The sequence below is a fragment of the Streptomyces sp. NPDC030809 genome, from assembly GCF_055572195.1.
Map to the genome: position 1 here is coordinate 127,454 of NZ_JBVIDV010000017.1, position 18,966 is coordinate 146,419.

Below are 18,966 nucleotides of genomic sequence, written 5' to 3' on the forward strand. Positions count from 1 at the left end.
GGGAAGGGCTTGGGTCCGGGGCCCGGGGGCTTCGGTCAGGTGAGGGGCCGGGAGGTCCAGGGGGTGCCGCGGGTCTCGTATTCGAGCATGGCCTCCAGGTTGCCGGTGACGTCCGGGCCGAGTTCGCGGCGGGTGAGCCACAGGGCCAGGTCCAGGCCGGAGGTGATGCCGCCGGCGGTCACGAGGTCGCCGTCGTCCACGACCCGCGCGTTCTTCAGGACCCCGCCCTGCTGTTCCAGGTCGGGCCGGGCCTTGTGGTGCGTGGTGCAGGGGCGGCCCCGGGTGAGGCCCGCGGCGGACAGGAGCATGGTCCCGGTGCACACGGCGCTGATGGTGAGCCCCGGCCGGACGGCCGCGGCCAGGGCCCGCGGCAGGGTGCCGCGGTCGATCTCGGCCCGGACGCCGGGGCTGTCGCGCCGGGCGTAGCCGCCGCCGGGCACCACGAGCAGGTCGGCCTCGGCGGGGGCCCAGGGGCGGACACCGCGTACGGAGGTCCCGTACGCGGCGGTGACGGAGCGGGCGCCGGAGGCCGAGACGTAGCGGACCTCGACGGGGCGGGGGGTGAAGAGGCCGGCTGCGCCGAAGACCTCGTACGGGGCGGCGAAGTCGAGTTCCTCGACGCCGTCGAAGAGCGCGATGTGGACGCGGAAGGGGGTGTCGGCGGGCGGGGGCGGTGCGGCCGCGGCCGCGGGGGTGCTCGCCGTGGCGGCGAGGGTGGCGGCTGCGCCGAAGGCGGTGGTCGTGCGGAGGAGGGCCCTGCGGTTCATGGTGTCCCCGTGTGGTCGGCGGGTCGGTTGCCGTTCGCACAGGCGGTCGGGCGGTGCGCTCCGCGGGTTCCCGGCGCCCGTGTTTTCGGGGCTCCGCCCCGGACCCCGCGCCTCAAACGCCAGCGGGGCTGGATACTGCCCCGCCAGCCCGGACGCGCAGCCCGTCACGGGCCTGGGTTCGCCCCCGCCAGCCCGGACGTGCAGCGCGCCACCGGCCGGGATTTGCCCCCGCCGTCCTGAAAGGTGCGACCCGTCCCCGGTTTCGGGGCTCCGCCCCGGACCCCGCGCCTCAAACGCCGGCGGGGCTGGATACTGCCCCGCCAGCCCGGACGTGCAGCCCGTCGCGGGCCTCGCGGGGTTTTGCCCGGGCGGGCTGAAGGTGTGCGCCCGGCTTCGGCGCTCTGGGCCGGGTTGCGGGCGGGCCTGGCGGGGCCGCCTGTGGCGCGTGGGAAATGACACATGTTTGTCCGTTTTAGGCGAAAAGAGGGAATGATTGATCCGTTCGGGCGATCCGCGTCCGGCCGCCTCCGTCGACAACCGTGATCGGGAGAGACATGCGACTGCCCCGCTGGACCCGCACCGTTCTGCCTGCCGCAGGCGTGACCGCCGTGTTGTGTCTGGGGGCCGTGCCCGGTACGGCCGCGTTCGCCGCCGGGGCCGTGTCGCCCGACGCCGGAGGGAAGGCCCCCGCCGAGGCGGTGCGGAGCGGGGCCGAGGAGCGGCTCTCCTCCTTCACCGTGAAGTTCCCGCCCGCGCCCTACCGCACCGCGAACGTCCGGCGGGCGGTGGAGCTGATCAACGGCTCCACCGTCGCCCCGGGCGCGACCTGGAGCTTCAACGGCACCGTGGGCGAGCGGACCCCGGAGAACGGGTTCGTCGACGGGATCATGATCAACGACGGCCGGTACGTGAAGTCCCCCGGCGGCGGGGTCTCCGCCGTGGCCACGACCATGTACAACGCGGTCTTCTTCGCCGGGCTCAAGCCCCTGGAGCACGGGGCGCACTCCTTCTACATCGAGCGCTACCCCGAGGGCCGCGAGGCCACCGTCGCCTGGGGCACCCTGGACCTGCGCTGGCTGAACGACTCCGGCCACCCCGTCTACGTCCGGGCGAAGTCCACCGACCACTCGGTGACCGTCTCCCTGTACGGCACCCGGCAGTACGACGCGGTCCGCGCGGTCAAGGGGCCGCGTACGAACGTCACGCAGCCGGTCACCCGGGAGCTGCCCGCCACCGGGTGCGAGGCCCAGACCCCGTACGAGGGCTTCGACGTGACCGTGGACCGCGTACTCGAACGCGGGGGCCGCGAGGTGGGCCGGGAATCCTTCCGCACCCACTACACCCCGCGCGACGAGGTGGTCTGCGTACCGGAGAAGCCGTCCCCGTCGGCCACGCCCGGCACGAACGACACCCCCGGCACCGGCCGTACGAACGGCACCCCCGGCGCCAGCGGTACGCACGGCACCCCGGCGGCCCCCGGAACCGGGACCCCGGGCGGCGCCCCCGCCCCGCAGTCCCCGGGCCCCGGCGCCTCCTCCGGCCGCACCGCCTGAGCCTGAGCCTGATCCCGGGGGCCCCGCCCGCCCCTACGGCAGGGGCCACCAGCCGCCGCCCGACCGCCCGCGCCAGACCCGCAGCCAGGCCACCTCGAAGCTCATCTCGGTGACGTCCGGGCCGGGCGCGGGATGGTAGCGGCCCGCGCAGACCGACAGGTTGACGATCAGGTACGCGGACCAGCGGCGGCCGACCCCGCGGCGGTCGGCGAAGACGCGGGCGCCGTCGAGCCACCACACCACCGAGCGGGCGCCGAACTCCACCCTGAGGTCCACCCAGCCGCCGGGCCGCACGACCGGGTCCCGGTGGTACCGGTGGGCCTCGCGTACGTGGTTGGAGAGCTCCAGCAGGTCGGGATTGTCGGGGTGGTACTCGAAGACGTCGATCTCGTTGCCGCCGTCGCGCCAGGTCCAGATCGCCGGCCAGGCGCCGACCTGCTCGGGCAGCCGGACCCGCGCCTCCAGGGTGTCCCCGGAGCGCACCATGAACCCCTCGTCACTGCCCTCGGTGGTGAGCAGGCCGGTGTCCCAGTTGCCGTCGGGCCGGGGCGTGGCGCGGAAGACCCCGCTGCGGCTGTACGCGGGGTCGGCGACGAGGTGGTCGAGCTTGTTGTCGCCCGGGTTGACCGGGCCGCCGTCCGGATACGCCCAGGAGCGCCCGGCGACCCACTGGGCCGCCGAGCGGAAGTCGGCCTCGAAGTCCGGCGGCCCGTCCTGGGCGGCGGCGCCGAGCCTCAGGCGGCGTTTGATGTCGATGAGGAAAGTGGGCAACGGCCGCTCCTCCCGGTGCAGGTGGGGGTTCCCCGGCGGGTTCTGCCCGGGTCCGGAGCGGACCATACCCCTTGCTTCACCCTTGGCAACCAAATCGTTACCGAGAGCGATCGAAGTGACGTTCCTGCACGTCAGGGCCGGTATCCGGACCTTTCGCGGCCGGCCGCCGCTCAGCGGCCCCGGCGGACCTTCGCGGCACGGCGGGCCTCGGCGAGCTTGCGGGCCTCCGCCGACTTGCGGGACTCCTTTGCAGGGCGGTTGCCCAGGCCCTTGAAGGCGAGCTGCGGCTCGTTCTTGCGGGCGGCGGCGCCGGCCACGGCCCGGGCCCCGGTGATGCGGGTCAGCTCGGCCTCGCCGGAGCGGACCTGGGTGGTCTGCGGGCGGATGCCCGCCTCCTGCATCAGCCGGGCCACGTCCTTGCGCTGGTCGGAGGTGACGAGGGTGACCACGCGGCCGGAGCCGCCGGCCCGGGCGGTGCGCCCGGCGCGGTGCAGGTAGTCCTTGTGGTCGGCGGGCGGGTCCACGTTGACCACGAGGTCGAGGTCGTCGATGTGCAGGCCGCGGGCGGCGACGTTGGTGGCCACCAGGGTGGTGATCTCGCCCTTGCGGAACTGGTCGAGGGTGTGGCTGCGCTGCGGCTGGGACTTCCCGCCGTGCAGCGCCGCGGCCCGCACCCCGCTGTCGCGCAGGTGCCGGGTGAAGCGGTCGACGGAGTGCTTGGTGTCCAGGAACATGATCACCCGGCCGTCGCGGGCGGCGATCTCGGTGGCGGCGGCGAACTTGTCCGCGCCGTGCACGTGCAGCACGTGGTGCTCCATGGCCGTGTGGGCCGCGCCCGCCGCGGGGTCCACCGACAGGGTGGCCGGGTCCTTGAGGAACCGGCGGACCAGCGTGTCCACGTCCCGGTCCAGGGTGGCCGAGAACAGCATCCGCTGGCCCTCGGGGCGTACGAGCTCCAGCACTTCGGTGACCTGCGGCAGGAAGCCGAGGTCGCACATCTGGTCGGCCTCGTCGAGCACGGTGACCGCGACCCGGTCCAGCTTGCAGTCCTTGCGCTCGACCAGGTCCCGCAGCCGGCCGGGGGTGGCGACGAGCACCTCGGCGCCCTCGCGCAGTGCGACGACCTGCCGCTGGATCGCCAGCCCGCCGACGGCGGTGGCCATCCGCAGCCGCAGGGCTTCGGCGTACGGGGTGAGCGCCGCGGTCACCTGCTGCGCCAGCTCGCGGGTCGGCACGAGGACCAGCGCGAGGGGCCGCTTGGCCTCGGCGCGCTGCCCGGCGGTACGGGCCAGCAGCGGCAGGCCGAAGGCGAGGGTCTTGCCGGAGCCGGTCCGGGCCCGGCCGAGCACGTCACGGCCCGCCAGGGCGTTCGGCAGGGCGGCCGCCTGGATCGGGAAGGGCTCGGTCACCCCGAGCTCCGCGAGCCGGCGGGCCAGCGGGTCCGGCAGGCCGAGGTCGGCGAACGCGGCGACGGGCGGCAGCGCGGGGGTCCCGGCCGCGGCCCTCCCGGCGGCCGTCCCGGACTCGGGCGCAGCCGTGCCGGGCGTCCCGGTCCCGGGCGCTGCGGCCCCGGCCACGTCGGCGGCGGCCTTCCCGGTCTCGGTCGTCCCGGTCTCGGGCGTGCCGGAGTGCGTGCGGGCGGAGCCGTCCACGGAGAACCATCCTCGGAGTCGCGGTGTGAGTGCCGTCGCGGTGTTCGCGGTGTCGCGCGCAGCGAGCGGGTTCCCGTGCGGCCGTGAAACCCTCATTTTAGCCGACCGGTCCGCCCCGGAGCCGCGGAGCGGACCGGGCCCGGGCCCCCGGGTGCAGCAGCCCGCCGTGCGCGCGGACCGCCGCTGGCCGAGCATGCGTACATGGGCCAGGACACCGTCGGCGACGCGCACCCGGACGAGGGGCTGAAGGCCGATGCGATCGGCTTCCTCGACGCCCTTGTGATCGGGCTGAACTCCACCTCGCCCGCCTATTCGCTGGCCGCCGCGATCGGTCCGATCGTGGCCCTGGTCGGGATCTACGCCCCCGGGGTCATGCTGGCCTCGTTCGTGCCGATGCTGCTGATCGCCGCGGCCTTCTACTACCTGAACAAGGTGGACCAGGACTGCGGGACCACGTTCTCCTGGGTGACCCGGGCGATGGGCCCGTGGGCGGGCTGGCTCGGCGGCTGGGCGATCACCATGACCGGGGTCCTGGTGATCGGCTCGCTGGCGGACGTGGCCGTGCGCTTCGGCCTGCTGGCGGCGGGGCTCGACGGGGCCGCCAACAGCGAGCCGGTGCGGCAGTCGCTGACCGTGGTCGTGATCATCGCGATGACCGCGGTCTGCGTGATCGGCACCGAGCTGTCGGCGCACCTCCAGGACGTGCTGATCCTCGCGCAGGTCTTCTTCCTGCTGGTCTTCGCCGTCGTGGCGATCCACCGGGTGTACGCGGGCACGAGCACGCTGGACGCCGTACTGCCGGAGTTCCGCTGGCTGAACCCGTTCGGGGCGGGCGGGGCCGCGCTCACCGGGGGGCTGCTGCTGGGCGTGTTCATCTACTGGGGCTGGGAGTCGGCCGTGAACCTGACCGAGGAGGTCAAGGACTCCGCGACCGCCCCCGGCCGGGCGGGCATCTGGTCGACCGTGGTGCTCCTGGTGACCTACCTCGCGGTGGGCTTCGCGGTGGTCGGCTATGCGGGCCCGGCCTTCCTCGCCGAGAACGCGGGCGAGGAGGAGGCCGTGTTCGCGGTGCTCGCGCACGAGGTGATGGGCGGCTGGGACTGGATGGTGCTGCTCGCGGTGTGCACCTCGGCGCTCGCGTCCACGCAGACCACGATCATCCCGGCCTCCCGCACCGCCCTGTCCATGGCCCGGCGGCATGCGCTGCCGCAGCGGCTGGCGCACATCCACCCGCGGTTCCGCACTCCGGACGTGAGCACCTGGTGGGTCGCCGGCATCGCCATCGCCTGGTACCTGGTCGTCAACCAGATCAGCGAGAACGCGCTCTTCGACTCCCTCACCGCCCTGTCGCTGCTGATCGCGTTCTACTACGCGCTCACCGGCCTGGCCTGCGCGATCTACTACCGCCGGCACCTCACCGAAAGCCTGCACAACCTGGTGTTCATCGGGATCGGGCCGGTGGTCGGCGCACTGCTGCTCGGCTGGCTGCTGTTCGAGTCGGTGACGGACATGGCCGATCCGGAGAACTCGTACAGCGGGGTCTCGTGGTTCGGCCTGGGCCCGCCGCTGGTGATCGGGATCGGGATCGCACTGACCGGGGTGCTGGTCATGCTGTTCTGGCGGGTGCGCTCGGGAGTGTTCTGGCAGGAGCGGCGGGGGGTCGCCGACCCGGCCCTCGTCCACCGGCGCAAGGCGTGAGAGGACACGAGGATGGCTGTGGTCCTGGGGTACGACGAATCGCCCGGCGCGGAGCGCGCCCTGCGGGTGGCGATCGAGGTGGCGGCCGCGTTCGGCGAGCCGCTGGTGCTCGTGTACGGGGCGGCCGCCCCGGGGGCGCTGGGCGAGGAGTACCGCGCGCACCGGGAGGCCGTACGGGAGGCGGGGCGCAGTGCGCTCGCGCACGCGGTGGAGGCCGCGGACGAGGCGGGGGTGCCGACCGCGGTGGAGATCGTCGACGCCAAGCCGGCGCAGGCGCTGCTGGAGGCGGCGGAGCGGCACGGCGGGCGGGTGATCGTGGTCGGCAGCTGGGGCGAGAGCCCGATCCGCGGGGCGCTGCTCGGCTCGACCCCGCACAAGCTGCTGCACCTGTCCCCGCTGCCGGTGCTGTGCGTGCCGACGGAGGAGCGGGCGCCGGAGGCGGACCGGGCCGCGGCGGACGGGCCGTGGTGAGCGGGCTGCGGGGAACGGGTCGTGGTGAGCGGGCTGCGGTGCGGGCCGGTGGTGTTCCCGGGCACCGGGGCCGCCGGTGGTGAGCCGGCCCTCCGCCGCGGAGGGCCGGCCCGGTGCCGCCGTGCTACGGGGCGACCGGCAGCTGCCGCTTGTGCTCGGTCAGGCGGTAGCGGCGCACGATGGAGGCGTACGCCGCCTCCGCGACCGGCTTGCCCTCCAGGAAGTCGTCGATGTCGTCGTACGTCACGCCGAGCGCGTCCTCGTCGGGCTTGCCCGGGTCGAGGGTCTCCAGGTCGGCCGTGGGCGTCTTCCACACGAGCTCCACGGGGGCGCCGAGGCGCTCCGCGAGGGCGCGCACCCGGCGCTTGGTCAGCCCGGTCAGCGGCACGAGGTCGGCCGCGCCGTCCCCGAACTTGGTGAAGAAGCCGGAGACCGCCTCGGCGGCGTGGTCGGTGCCCACCACCAGGCCGTCGTGGGCGCCGGCCACCGCGTACTGGGCGATCATGCGCTGGCGGGCCTTGATGTTGCCGTGGACGAAGTCCTCGTGGTGGGCGTCGCGGAAGGCCACCCCGGCGGCGCGGGCGGCGTCGAGCGCGGCGTCGCTGGCGGGCTTCACGTCCACGGTCAGGACCTGGTCGGCCCGGATGAAGCCGAGGGCGAGCTGGGCGTCCTTCTCGTCGGCCTGGACCCCGTACGGCAGCCGCATCGCGTAGAAGACGGCCTCGTGGCCGGCGGCGCGTGCCCGCTCCACGGCGAGCTGGCAGAGCCGGCCGGTGGTGGTGGAGTCCACCCCGCCGCTGATGCCCAGCACGAGGGAGCGCAGGCCGGACGAGGTCAGCCGCTCGGTGAGGAAGGCCACCCGGCGCTCGATCTCCGCGTCCGCGTCGAAGGTCTCGGACACCTGGAGATCCCGGGCGATCTCCTGCTGCAGGGCGGTGGACGCCGGGTCGGTCACGGCTGCTCCTCGGGGTGCGGTGGCGGTACGAAGCGTGCCCGTCGACTTTACGGGAGCCCCCGGCGGGGCCTGCGGCGGAGGCCGGTTCCGCGGCCCCCTCCCGGGACCGGCCCGGCACTGGTTTCGCACACGTGGACGATCGACCGGATTCACCTGGTTGACCGCCGCCCTTTACTTTCTCTTTTCCCACTCGGGCAGAGCGCTGGCGCACACTGTCCCACCAGCCAAAGCCGCGATCCGGCGACCGGCATTCCAACTCCTCGAAGGACCGAAGGCTCCGTGCCCGTACCCGTTGTCCTCACCGGCCGCTTCACGCGGCTGGAGCCCCTCGCAGCGCATCACGCAGAGGCACTCGCCGAAGCCGGCGCCGAGGATCGAACGACCTATGCCTACACTCCGGTGCCCCACGGCCCGGAGGCGGCTCACGAGTACATCGACCGCGCGCTCGCCGATCAGGCGGCCGGGCGGTCCCTGCCCTTCGCCGTGGTGAGCACCACGGACGGCCGGGTCGTCGGCTCGACCCGGTTCCTGGAACTCGACTACTGGCAGGGTCCGCTGGTGTGGCCGGCGGTGCCGGGGGTGCCGTACGGGGATCCCGTCACGGCCGTGCCCGACGCCGCGGAGATCGGCAATACCTGGCTGGCCCCGCGGGCCCAGGGCACCGGGATCAACGCCGAGGCCAAGCTGCTCATGCTGACGCATGCCTTCGAGACCTGGGGGGTGCGCCGGATCTCGCTGCGGGCGGACGCGCGGAACATCCGCTCGCGCGCGGCGATCGAGCGGCTGGGAGCCACGTGCGAGGGGGTCCGCCGGGCCCATTCCCGCGGGCTGGACGGGGCCGTCCGCAGCACCGCCTTCTATTCGATCCTGGACGAGGAGTGGCCCGCGGTCCGGGCCATCCTGCAACTCCGGACCGCCCCCTCGGCGGTGCCGCCCGTCCCGGCCGTGAACCTGAAGCGGATGATCCTCGCCTAGCGGCTCCGCACACGCTGCCGTGCCCCGGCCCGGACCGCTCCCTGCGGTCCGGGCCGGGGCACGTGCCGGTCAACTCGCGGCGGCTCGGCGCGCCGCGCGCTCCAGCCGGTCCCGGTACTCCTCCCACCAGGAGGCGTCGCCCGGGACCATGTTGCCGTTGTCGGCGCGCAGGCCGACGGCGCCGTCGATCAGCTCCCGGACGATGTCGGCGTGGCCGGCGTGCCGCTGGAGGTCGGCGATCACGTGCACCAGGATCCGGTGCAGGGTGACCTCGCACTTCTCCGGGGGCCACCACGGCACCCGGCCGCGGGCGTCCAGGGGCAGTTCCGCGATGGTGGCGTCGGCGTGCCGCCAGACCTCCCGGCAGAGCCCGAGGATCTCCTCGCGCGACTCCTCCGGGGTGGCCCACATGTCGGCGTTCGGCTCGGCGTCCTCGTCGAACCAGGGGAGCGGCGTGCCGAAGGGCCTCCCGAACGTGTCGCCGAAGTACCCGGCTTCCACCCCGGCGGCATGCTTGACCAGCCCGAGCAGATTGGTGCCGGTGGGGGTCAGCGGACGGCGCACGTCGTACTCCGACAGCCCCTCCAGCTTCCACAGCAGGGCCTCGCGCGCGGTCTTCAGGTAGGTCAGGAGATCGGCCTTCGCCTCGGTGTCGCTCATGAGGCGCATGGTGGCACGCGGCACCGACAACCGCCCCGGGCCGCCGCCGCGTTCGGCTCCGGAACCGCCGGCGTCCGGTCCGGACCCCGCGCGTCCGCGGGAGCGGGCCGACGCGCCGCCGGGGTCCCCCGTCCGGCCGCTCCCGGCTGACAGGGTGGGGCCCGGGCGGCCGGCCGGACCCGGCGCGGCCGCCCGTGCACCTGCCCGCCGACGCGCAGAAAGCGAGCCGATGACATGACCGCCACCTGGCTGCCGCCCCGCGAGTACATCGCCACCCTGCCGCAGAACACCGCGTACGCCTGCCTCTACTTCACCGACCGGGAGGGTCGGCCGCTCCAGCTGCGGGCCGCGTACCGGACGGAGCCCTGGCAGTGGCCGGGCGGGAACATGGACCCGGGCGAGACCCCCTGGCAGACCGCCGTCCGCGAGTGCCGGGAGGAGACCGGCATCGACTTCCGCGGGGAGCCGCGCCTGCTCGGGTTCCACTTCCTCGCCCCGCGCGGGGAGGAGTGGCCCTCCAACCACATGGGGGTGATCTTCGACGGCGGGATCCTCACGGACGCGCAGATCGCGGGCATCACCTTGGACCCGGACGAGCACAGCGCGTTCCGGGTGGCGACGATGGCGGAGTGGGAGCGGGAGATGGACCCCGAGCACTTCGACCGGCTGGCCAGGATCGACCGGGCCCGGCGCACCGGCACGGTCGCGTACATGGAGACCGGCTCCTTCGGCTGACCGGCCCGCCCCCGGCCGCCCGCCCCCCGTCCCGGGCCCTCCGCCCGCCCCCCGTCCCGGGCCCTCCGGCCGGATTCCGGTTGGGGGCGGGGGCGGCACGGAGGTGCGGAGGGGCCGGCCGGGGCAGACCCCGCCCGTTCGACCGAACGTCCGGTCCGGCATGCTGGCGACCGTGACGAGCGGGGTACTCGCAGGATTCCTGGCCTTCCTTCCCATCTGGGCGATCACCGGAGCGGGGTGGGCGGCCGGCCGGTACGAGGTGCTCGGCCCGCACGCGCAGTCGGTGCTCGGCCGGTTCGCCTTCAGCTTCGCGATGCCCGCGCTGCTGTTCCTCACGCTCTCGCGGTCGCGGCCGGCGGATCTGGTGCGTCCCGGTGTCCTCGTCTTCGCGCTGAGCCTGGCGGCCGTGTTCGGGGCGGCCCAGCTGCTGGGCCTGCGGGTGTTCCGGCGCAGCCAGGGAGACCGGGCCATCGCCTCCATGGCGGCGGCGCACGTGAACTCGGCGAACCTCGGCATCCCGGTGGCCATCCACGTGCTCAAGGACACCTCGTTCGTGGTGGCGGTGGCCCTCTTCCAGACCCTGCTGGTCACCCCGCTGATCCTGGTGCTGATCGACCTGGACGTGCGCCGCGGGGCGCGGGACCGGATCCGGCGGCTGCTCTCGCTGCCGCTGCGCAACCCGATCGTGGCGGCCTCGGCGGCCGGGCTGGCGGTGGCCGCGCTGGGCCTGCCGCTGCCCGCGGCCCTCACCGATCCGCTCCGGATGCTGAGCGGGGCGGCCGTGCCCGCCGCCCTGTTCGCGCTCGGCATGTCCCTGAACGCCCGCACCCGGCCGGATGCCGAGGGGCGGGCGGAGCGGCGGGTGCTGGTGGCGCTCAAGCTGGCCGCACAGCCGGCGCTGGCGTACGCGGTCGGGCACTGGGTCTTCGGGCTCGACGGGCACGCCCTGCTGTCGGTGGTGCTGGTGGCCGGGCTGCCCACCGCGCAGAACGCCTTCCTCTTCGCCTCCGAGTACCGGCTCGACGAGGGGCTGGCCCGGGACGCCGTGCTCATGTCCACCGTCGGCTCGATGGTGTCCCTGTCCGTGATCACCTGGCTGCTCGCCGCCTGAGCGGGGGCGGACCGGTCCGCCGGTCGGCAGGTCCGCCGGTCCGCCGGGAGGGCGGCGGCGACCTGACGGACGACGGGCGTTCGGCACGCGCGGACCCCGGTCCGGCGGCAGGATGGGGCCCATGACGGATGCGGACCCCTTGGACGAGCCGTACGGGGAACTGGACCGGCGCGCGGCGGAGGTCGCCGGCCGGGTCGTGCAGTGGCGGCGCCATCTGCACGCCCGTCCGGAGCTGCCGAACCGCGAGGAGGGCACCGCGGCGCTGATCGCCGAGGTGCTGACCGGCCTGGGCCTGGACGAGGTCCGCACGGGGGTGGCCGGGCACGGGGTGGTCGGCGTCCTGCACGGCGGGGGCGACGTCGCGGGGCGGCTGCGGCCGCGGGTGGTGGCCCTGCGGGCGGACATCGACGCGCTGCCGGTGCCGGACCGCTGCGGGACCCCCTTCGCCTCGCAGGTGGTGGACTCCGCGTACCCCGGTGGCCCGTTCCCCGTCTCGCACGCCTGCGGGCACGACTGCCACACGGCGATGCTGCTGGGCGCGGCCACGGTGCTGGCCGGCGTACGCGAACGGCTGCCGGGGACGGTGGTGTTCGTGTTCCAGCCGGCCGAGGAGGGGCCGCCGGTGGACGAGCCGGGCGGGGCGCGGGTGATGCTGGAGTCGGGGGCGCTGGACCAGCCGCGGCCGACGATGGTGTTCGGGATGCACGTGGCGCCCTATCCGAAGGGGGTGGTGGCGTACCGGACGGGCAACCAGTACGCGGCCTCCTGCCTGGCGAAGATCGTGGTCACGGGGCGCCAGGTGCACGGGTCCAGTCCGTGGCAGGGGGTGGACCCGATGCCCGCGGCCGGGGGGATCGCGGTGGGCGTGGGCCAGCTCTACCGGCAGGTCCCGGCGTACCGGCCGGTGACGGTGTCCATCGGGCACGTGGAGGACGTGGGCCGGTTCAACATCATCGGCGAGTCCGTCACCCTCTGGGGCACCATCCGCTGCGAGGCGGAGGAGGACATGGCCACGCTGCAGAACGCGCTGCGGCGGCTGGCCGAGCACCAGGCCGAGTCGTACGGCTGCACCGCGGTGGTGAGCTTCCTCCAGCCGGTGCCGCCGGTGCACAACAGCCCGGAGTGGGTGGGGGCCGCGCTGCCCACGCTGCGGCGGGTGGCCGGGGCGGACCGGGTGGTGGAGACGGTGCCGACGCTCGGGTACGACGACGTCTCGGTCTTCCTGGCGGAGTTCGGGGGGCTGTACGTGGTGCTGGGCGTGCAGGACACGGAGCTGGATGCGGCGGGCGCGCCGGTTCCGGTGCCGGGCGGACGGGGGCTGGCCCCGAACCACAACCCGCAGTTCTACGCGGACGACGACACGCTGGAGACGGGGGTGCGGCTGCACGCCCACGTGGCGTGGGACCACTTGGGCGGGCGGCTGGAGCCCTGAGGGCGGGCGGGGGGTGACAGCCGATACTACGATCTCGTATATTCCGATCTCGTGACTCCTCTTCCCGCTCCCCCGCCTTCGGCAGCGGCTCCGGACCCGGACCCCGCCGCCTCGCCGCTGCTCGCGCTCCAGCGCGCCACCCACGTGACCCTCCGGCTGCTCGCCGCCGAGCTGTCGGACCTGGGGCTGACCGCCTCGGAGACCAACGCACTCGCGATCCTGGCCGACGGGCGGCCCCGTACGGTCTCGGAGCTCGGCACCGCCGCGGGGACCCGGCCGACCACCCTGACGAGCGTGCTCGACCGGCTGGAGAAGCGCGGGCACATCGCCCGCGGCGCCCGGCCCGGCGACCGCCGGGTGGTGGTCGTCGAGCTGACCGGCCCGGGACGGGACGCGGCGGGTGCCGTGCGCCGGGCCGTCGCCGGGATCGAGGAGCGGGCGCTCGGCACGCTCCCCGCCGAGACGGTCGCCGGTTTCCGGACGGCCCTCCAGGCCCTCGCGGAGGTGCGCGGATGAGCGGGACGACGGAGGCGGGCGCCTTCGAGGAGCTGCTGGACGCGGTCACCGCGGAGGCCGGGCGCTTCGGCCACCGCGAGCACGTCCGGCTGACCTGGCTCGCCGTGCGCCGGGTGGGCATGCCCGCCGCGGTGGACTTCGTGGGCGAGGGCATCCGGCGTACGGCCGCCGCGGCCGGGGCGCCGGGCAAGTACCACGTCACGATGACGCGGGCCTGGGTGCAGCTGGTGGCCCACCGCGTCCTGCTGGACCGGGAGGCCGGGTTCTCCGACTACGCGGGCCTCGCGGACTCCGCGGAGTTCGCCGAACGCCACCCGGACCTCCTGGACCGGGCCCTGCTGGCCCGCCACTACCGTGCGGACACCCTGGCCGGCGAGGCGGCCCGCACCGGCTGGGTCCGGCCGGACCTGGAACCGCTGCCCGCCGTCTAGTACGGGCCACCGCGAGGGGCCGCGGAGGGGGCCAGTAGAGTGCGGATCCATCCCCCCTCCCGATCCCGAGGTACCCGGCAGTGAGCTCCAAGGTCCCCCCGCCCTCCCCGGCCTTCGTCGTCGGGATCGGCGCAGACGGATGGGCGGGCCTGTCCCCCACCGCCCGGCAGGCACTCGGCGAGGCCGAGGTGCTGATCGGCGGGCCCCGCCAGCTCGACCTGCTGCCCGCCGGGGACTGCCCCGGCGAGCGGGTCGGCTGGCCCTCGCCGCTGCGTCCGGCCGTGCCGCGGCTGCTCGCCGAGCACGCCGGCCGCCGGATCGCCGTACTGGCCAGCGGGGACCCGATGTTCTACGGGATCGGACGGGCGCTCAGCGAGGAGCTGGGGCCCGGGCGGCTGCGGGTGCTGCCGCACCCCTCGTCGGTGTCGTACGCGTGCGCCCGGCTGGGCTGGCCCGCCGAGGACACCGAGGTGGTCACGCTGGTCGGCCGCCCGGCGTCCCGGCTCGCGGCCGCCCTGCACCACGGCCGCCGGCTTCTGGTGCTGAGCGCGAACGCCGCCACCCCCCGGGTGGTGGCGGAGCTGCTGCGCGACCGCGGTTTCGGCCCCAGCCGGATGACCGTGCTCGAACAACTGGGCTCCGAGCGGGAGGACTCCCGTACCGGAACGGCCGCGGACTGGGCGCACCCGGCGGGCGACCCGCTCAACGTGGTCGCGGTGGAGTGCCGCCGGGCGGAGGGGGCGCTGCGGCTGGCAGCGGTGCCGGGCCTGCCGGACGCCGCGTACGAGCACGACGGGCAGCTGACGAAGCACCACGTCCGGGCGGTGACGCTCAGCGCGCTCGCCCCGGCCCCCGGGGAGCTGCTGTGGGACGTGGGCGGCGGCTCCGGCTCGATCGCGATCGAGTGGATGCGTACGCACCCCTCCTGCCGGGCGGTGACCGTGGAGCGGGACCCCGTGCGCGCCGAGCGGATCGGCCGCAACGCGGAGCGGCTGGGCGTGCCCGGGCTGCGGATCGTGGGCGGGGCGGCGCCCGCCGCGCTCGACGGACTCCCGGTGCCCGACGCGGTGTTCATCGGCGGCGGACTGACCGCGCCGGGATTGCTGGAGGCCTGCTGGGAGGCGCTGCCCGCGGGCGGGCGGCTGGTGGCGAACACGGTCACGCTGGAGTCCGAGGCCCTGCTGGCCTCCTGGTACCGGCGGCACGGCGGGGAACTGGCCAAGCTGGCCGTCTCGCACGCGGTGCCGGTGGGCGGCTTCACCGGCTGGCGCCAGGCGATGCCCATCACCCAGTGGTCGGTGACCAAGTCCGCGCAGCCCGGGGCGGGTCCGGAGCCGGCCGGCCGTCCCCCGGTTCCGCCCCCGCCCTCCCCTTCCCCGCGTCCCTCCTCCCCGTCCGAGCCCCTCATCCCTGGAGAGCAAGCATGACCGTGTACTTCATCGGGGCGGGCCCCGGCGCCGCCGACCTGATCACGGTGCGCGGTGCCCGCACCCTCGCCGCCTGCCGGGTCTGCCTGTACGCCGGCAGCCTGGTGCCGCAGGAGCTGCTGGCCGAATGCCCGCCGGACGCCCGGCTGGTGGACACGTCGCAGCTCAACCTGGACGAGATCGTCGGGGAGTTGGTGCAGGCGCACGAGGCGGGGCTCGACGTGGCACGGCTGCACTCGGGCGACCCGTCGGTGTTCAGCGCGGTGGCCGAGCAGATGCGCCGCCTGGACGCGGCCGGGGTGCCCTACGAAGTGGTGCCGGGCGTACCGGCGTTCGCGGCGGCGGCGGCCGCCCTCAAGCGGGAGCTCACGGTCCCGACGGTGGGCCAGACGGTGATCCTCACCCGCATCGCGCAGCAGGCCACCCCGATGCCCCCGGGCGAGGACCTGGCCACGCTGGGCCGCAGCGGGGCGCTGCTGGTGCTGCACCTGGCGACCCGTTACGCCGAGCGCGTGGTCGAGGAGCTGCTGCCGCACTACGGGGCCGACTGCCCCGCGGCGGTGGTCGCGATGGCCAGCCGGCCCGACGAGCTCGTGCTGCGCGGCACCCTGGCGGACATCGCCGGGCAGGTGAAGGCGCACGGCCTGGTCCGCACCGCGGTGATCATCGTGGGCCGGACCCTGGGCGCCGAGCAGTTCCGCGACAGCCACCTGTACTCGCCGGAGCGCGACCGGCATGTCTGCTGAGGCGGCGGGGGCCGGCATGTCTGCCGAGGCGGCCGGGGCCGGCGGGCCGGCGCACGTCCTGGTGCTGGGGGGCACCACGGAGGCCCGGCGGCTGGCGGAGGCGCTGGCCAGGGGCCCGTACCGGGTGACCACCTCGCTGGCCGGGCGGGTGGCCCGGCCGGTACTGCCGCCCGGCGGGGTGCGGATCGGCGGGTTCGGCGGGCCGGACGGGCTGGCCGCCTGGGTGCGCGCGCACCGGGTGGCGGCGCTGGTCGACGCCACGCATCCCTTCGCCGAGCGGATGAGCTTCCACGCGGCGGCCGCCGCGGCCGCCACCGGGGTGCCGCTGCTCGCGCTGCGGCGCCCGGCGTGGACGGCGGGACCGGGCGACGTGTGGCACCGGGTCCCCGACCTGGCCGCGGCCGCGGCCGCGCTGCCGGGGCTGGGCCGCCGGGTCTTCCTGACCACCGGCCGGATGGGGCTGGCGGCCTTCGCGGGGCTGGACGGGCTGCGGTTCCTGGTGCGTTCGGTGGACGCGCCGGAGCCGCCGATGCCGGCGCACACCGAAGTCCTGCTCGCCCGGGGCCCGTTCACCTTGGACGAGGAGCGCGAGCTGCTGCGCGCGCACCGCATCGACGTCCTGGTCACCAAGGACAGCGGCGGCTCGGCCACCGCCCCCAAACTGACCGCCGCCCGCGAGGCGGGCGTCCCGGTCCTCGTCGTGGACCGCCCCCCGGTCCCGGCCGGGGTGGAGGTGGCGCAGTCCCCGGCCGCGGCCTCGGCCTGGGTGGCGGCCACCCTCGGATAGCGGCCGGGGACGCGGGTCGCCGCGGGCCGCGGGGCCGGGGGTGCCGGGGCCGCGGGGATGTCAGTGGGCGTGTCTAGGCTTTCGGCCATGAGTGCTGCCTGTCTGCTGATCCACGCCGGTTCCGCCGCCGACGACTCCTTCACGACCCGGGTGGGCGGGGTGCCGTTGGCGCCGGCCGGGACCGGGTGGCCGGTCTGCGCGACCTGTGAGGGGCCGCTGCAGTTCATCGCGCAGCTCGTGCGGGACGGGGAGCAGGGGGTGCTCTCCGTCTTCATGTGCGCCAACGACCCCGGGATGTGCGAGGAGTGGGACGCGTCGGCCGGAGGGAACCGGGCCTTCGTGTTCCCGGCCGGCGGGCTGGTGCCGATGGAGCTGCCCGAGCTGCCGGCCGGCGAGACCGACGAGGACACCCGGGTGCTCGGCGCGGTGCGCGTCGCCGAGACCGTGGTGATGGAGGGCTTCGGCGGCGAGGACGGCTACGACCGGGCGTGCGAGGCCTGGTCGGCGCGGACCGGAGGGCCCGGGCGCGAGGTGCTCGGGCAGCTCGGCGGGGTCCCGGGCTGGCTCCAGTACGAGGAGACCCCCGACTGTGCCGGGTGTGGGGAGCCGATGGGCTTCGTGGCGCAGCTGGAGGAGGGCCCGGACCACCTCACCGCGCCGAACTTCGGCTCCGGCTCGGCCTACCTGCACGCCTGCGGGCCCTGCGGGCGGGCGGCCTTCCTCTGGCAGTGCTGAGGGCGCTGCGCGCGGGCGGCGCCGGACGGCACGCGGGTGCCGGCCGGCGCCGCCGCCGTTCACGCCTCCGGGTAGCGGCGGGGGGTCCAGGCCACGCGGGTGCCGTCGGCCCGCTCGGTGACCTGCGTCTGCGAGGAGCCGATGAGCAGCAGCGTGCGCATGTCCACCTCGGACGGTTCCAGGGTGGCGAGGGTGAGGATGCGCACCGACTGCTCCGGGCCGCCGACGTCGCGGGCGACGACCACGGGGGTCTGCGGGGAGCGCAGTTCCATCAGGAGGTCGCGGGCCTTCTCCACCTGCCAGGTGCGGCTGCGCGAGCCCGGGTTGTAGAGGGCCAGCACCAGGTCGGCGCGGGCCGCGGCGGTCAGCCGCTCGGCGATGACCTCCCAGGGCTTGAGGCGGTCCGAGAGCGAGATGGTCGCGTAGTCGTGGCCGAGCGGGGCGCCGGCTGCGGCGGCCGCCGCGTTCGCCGCCGTCACGCCGGGGAGCACCCGTACCGGCACCTCGCGGTACGGGTCCTGCGCGGCCACTTCCAGGACGGCCGTGGCCATCGCGAACACGCCCGGGTCGCCGCCGGAGACCACGGCGACCCGCCGGCCGCGGCGGGCGAGGTCGAGGGCGAACTCGGCGCGCTCTGACTCCACCTTGTTGTCGGAGCCGTGCCGGATCTGGCCGGGGCGGCGGGGCACCCGGTCGAGGTAGGTGGTGTAGCCGACGAGCACCTCGGCGTCGGCCAGGGCCCGGCGGGTCTCCGGGGTCAGCCACAGCGGTCCGGCCGGACCGGTGCCGACGACCACGACCTCGCCGCCCCCGGTGGCGGGATCCCGGGGCGCGCTCCCGTGGGCGGCCGGGGCGGGTCCCGGGTTGCCGACGCGGCTGGGCACGACGGCGACCGAGAAGTACGGGACGGTGCCGGGGTCGGTGTCCGCGAGCCGGCCGGTGCGCTCGCCCGCCATGGTGGCGCGCTCCACGTACCGGGCCTCGTCGAGCCGGCCGGACTGCTCCATCGCCCGCCGGACGGCGGGGAAGGTGCGGCCGAGCTTCATCACGACGGCGGAGTCGGTGGCGGCCAGGCGCGCGGTCAGCTCCTCCTCGGGGAGGGTGCCGGGCAGGATGGTCAGGACCTCCTCGCCCTCGACCAGCGGGGTCTGCAGGCGGGCGGCGGCCGCGCTGACGGAGGTGACCCCGGGGACCACCTCGGTCTCGTAGCGGTCGGCCAGCCGCTTGTGCATGTGCATGTACGAGCCGTAGAAGAGCGGGTCCCCCTCGGCGAGCACGGCGACCGTGCGGCCGGCGTCCAGGTGGGCCGCGAGGCGGGCGGCCGACTCGGCGTAGAACTCGTCCATGGCGCCCTGGTAGCCGCCGGGGTGGTCGGTGGTCTCGGTGGTCACCGGGTAGACCAGCGGCTCTTCGATGTGGTCGGCGCGCAGGTGCTTCTCGGCGATGGAGCGGGCGATGGAGCGCCCGTGCCGGGCGCTGTGGTAGGCGATCACGTCGGCCTCGGCGATGACCTCCACGGCGCGCAGGGTCATCAGCGAGGGGTC

At 75.3% G+C, this 18,966-nt stretch carries 18 protein-coding genes and 1 pseudogene; 13 read left to right on the forward strand and 6 right to left on the reverse strand.

Features of this window, described 5'->3' with window-relative positions; translation table 11 throughout:
• Positions 1-35 precede the first annotated feature (35 nt).
• Entirely contained in the window at positions 36-767 is a 732-nt protein-coding gene (locus ACZ407_RS22765; RefSeq protein ID WP_468130996.1) for a DJ-1/PfpI family protein, read from the reverse strand.
• 695 nt (positions 768-1,462) lie between these two features.
• Here ACZ407_RS22765 and ACZ407_RS22770 point away from each other — a divergent pair.
• Positions 1,463-2,152: pseudogene (locus tag ACZ407_RS22770) on the forward strand (VanW family protein); the annotation flags it as partial.
• A 201-nt stretch (positions 2,153-2,353) separates the two neighbouring features.
• On the opposite strand, the gene ACZ407_RS22775 reads toward ACZ407_RS22770, so the two are convergent.
• Both ACZ407_RS22775 and ACZ407_RS22780 read right to left on the reverse strand, forming a co-directional pair.
• Positions 2,354-3,070 carry a beta-glucanase gene (locus tag ACZ407_RS22775; protein WP_468131111.1) on the reverse strand — a complete coding sequence of 239 codons (717 nt, stop codon included), beginning with the start codon at positions 3,068-3,070 and terminating at the stop codon, positions 2,354-2,356.
• 191 nt (positions 3,071-3,261) lie between these two features.
• A complete protein-coding gene (locus tag ACZ407_RS22780; RefSeq protein WP_468130998.1) occupies positions 3,262-4,743 on the reverse strand; it encodes a DEAD/DEAH box helicase in 1,482 nt (493 codons plus the stop codon).
• A gap of 201 nt (positions 4,744-4,944) precedes the next feature.
• Here ACZ407_RS22780 and ACZ407_RS22785 point away from each other — a divergent pair, with 201 nt between their 5' ends.
• Both ACZ407_RS22785 and ACZ407_RS22790 read left to right on the forward strand, forming a co-directional pair.
• Positions 4,945-6,441, forward strand: coding sequence for an APC family permease (locus tag ACZ407_RS22785; RefSeq protein WP_468131000.1), 1,497 nt, complete (start codon positions 4,945-4,947; stop codon positions 6,439-6,441).
• Between the two features lie 12 nt (positions 6,442-6,453).
• The gene (locus tag ACZ407_RS22790) at positions 6,454-6,912 is read left to right on the forward strand and encodes a universal stress protein (RefSeq protein WP_468131002.1); all 459 of its coding nucleotides are present in this window, start codon (positions 6,454-6,456) and stop codon (positions 6,910-6,912) included.
• 124 nt (positions 6,913-7,036) lie between these two features.
• On the opposite strand, the gene nadE is transcribed toward ACZ407_RS22790, so the two are convergent.
• The gene (gene nadE / locus ACZ407_RS22795) at positions 7,037-7,867 is read right to left on the reverse strand and encodes an ammonia-dependent NAD(+) synthetase (RefSeq protein ID WP_468131004.1); all 831 of its coding nucleotides are present in this window, start codon (positions 7,865-7,867) and stop codon (positions 7,037-7,039) included.
• A gap of 279 nt (positions 7,868-8,146) precedes the next feature.
• On the opposite strand from nadE, the gene ACZ407_RS22800 reads away from it, so the two are divergent.
• Positions 8,147-8,842: a GNAT family N-acetyltransferase gene (locus ACZ407_RS22800; RefSeq protein WP_468131006.1), complete on the forward strand. Its 696-nt coding sequence runs from the start codon at positions 8,147-8,149 to the stop codon at positions 8,840-8,842.
• A 69-nt stretch (positions 8,843-8,911) separates the two neighbouring features.
• Here ACZ407_RS22800 and ACZ407_RS22805 read toward each other — a convergent pair whose 3' ends face one another.
• On the reverse strand, positions 8,912-9,502 hold the full coding sequence (locus ACZ407_RS22805) for a DinB family protein (RefSeq protein WP_468131008.1): 591 nt from the start codon (positions 9,500-9,502) through the stop codon (positions 8,912-8,914).
• 234 nt (positions 9,503-9,736) lie between these two features.
• Between ACZ407_RS22805 and ACZ407_RS22810 the strand changes: the two genes are divergently transcribed.
• The 9 genes from ACZ407_RS22810 to ACZ407_RS22850 all read left to right on the forward strand — a co-directional run bounded on the left by ACZ407_RS22810 (position 9,737) and on the right by ACZ407_RS22850 (position 17,422).
• On the forward strand, positions 9,737-10,237 hold the full coding sequence (locus tag ACZ407_RS22810; RefSeq protein WP_468131010.1) for an NUDIX domain-containing protein: 501 nt from the start codon (positions 9,737-9,739) through the stop codon (positions 10,235-10,237).
• 172 nt (positions 10,238-10,409) lie between these two features.
• Positions 10,410-11,348, forward strand: a complete 939-nt coding sequence (locus ACZ407_RS22815) for an AEC family transporter (RefSeq protein WP_468131012.1) — start codon at positions 10,410-10,412, stop codon at positions 11,346-11,348.
• Between the two features lie 121 nt (positions 11,349-11,469).
• Positions 11,470-12,780, forward strand: coding sequence for a M20 metallopeptidase family protein (locus tag ACZ407_RS22820; protein WP_468131014.1), 1,311 nt, complete (start codon positions 11,470-11,472; stop codon positions 12,778-12,780).
• A gap of 51 nt (positions 12,781-12,831) precedes the next feature.
• Positions 12,832-13,296 (forward strand): MarR family winged helix-turn-helix transcriptional regulator, encoded by a 465-nt coding sequence (locus ACZ407_RS22825; RefSeq protein WP_468131016.1) that lies wholly within the window; start codon positions 12,832-12,834, stop codon positions 13,294-13,296.
• A complete protein-coding gene (locus ACZ407_RS22830; RefSeq protein WP_468131018.1) occupies positions 13,293-13,727 on the forward strand; it encodes a hypothetical protein in 435 nt (144 codons plus the stop codon). The genes ACZ407_RS22825 and ACZ407_RS22830 overlap by 4 nt, the downstream gene beginning before the upstream one ends.
• Before the next feature lie 80 nt (positions 13,728-13,807).
• Positions 13,808-15,154, forward strand: coding sequence for a precorrin-6y C5,15-methyltransferase (decarboxylating) subunit CbiE (cbiE, locus tag ACZ407_RS22835; RefSeq protein ID WP_468131020.1), 1,347 nt, complete (start codon positions 13,808-13,810; stop codon positions 15,152-15,154).
• A complete protein-coding gene (gene cobM, locus ACZ407_RS22840) occupies positions 15,151-15,900 on the forward strand; it encodes a precorrin-4 C(11)-methyltransferase (RefSeq protein WP_468131022.1) in 750 nt (249 codons plus the stop codon). The genes cbiE and cobM overlap by 4 nt, the downstream gene beginning before the upstream one ends.
• A gap of 16 nt (positions 15,901-15,916) precedes the next feature.
• Positions 15,917-16,687, forward strand: coding sequence for a cobalt-precorrin-6A reductase (locus tag ACZ407_RS22845; protein WP_468131113.1), 771 nt, complete (start codon positions 15,917-15,919; stop codon positions 16,685-16,687).
• 87 nt (positions 16,688-16,774) lie between these two features.
• A complete protein-coding gene (locus ACZ407_RS22850; protein ID WP_468131023.1) occupies positions 16,775-17,422 on the forward strand; it encodes a YwqG family protein in 648 nt (215 codons plus the stop codon).
• A gap of 59 nt (positions 17,423-17,481) precedes the next feature.
• Here ACZ407_RS22850 and ACZ407_RS22855 read toward each other — a convergent pair whose 3' ends face one another.
• Positions 17,482-18,954, reverse strand: coding sequence for a precorrin-2 C(20)-methyltransferase (locus ACZ407_RS22855; protein ID WP_468131115.1), 1,473 nt, complete (start codon positions 18,952-18,954; stop codon positions 17,482-17,484).
• Between the last annotated feature and the right edge of the window lie 12 nt (positions 18,955-18,966).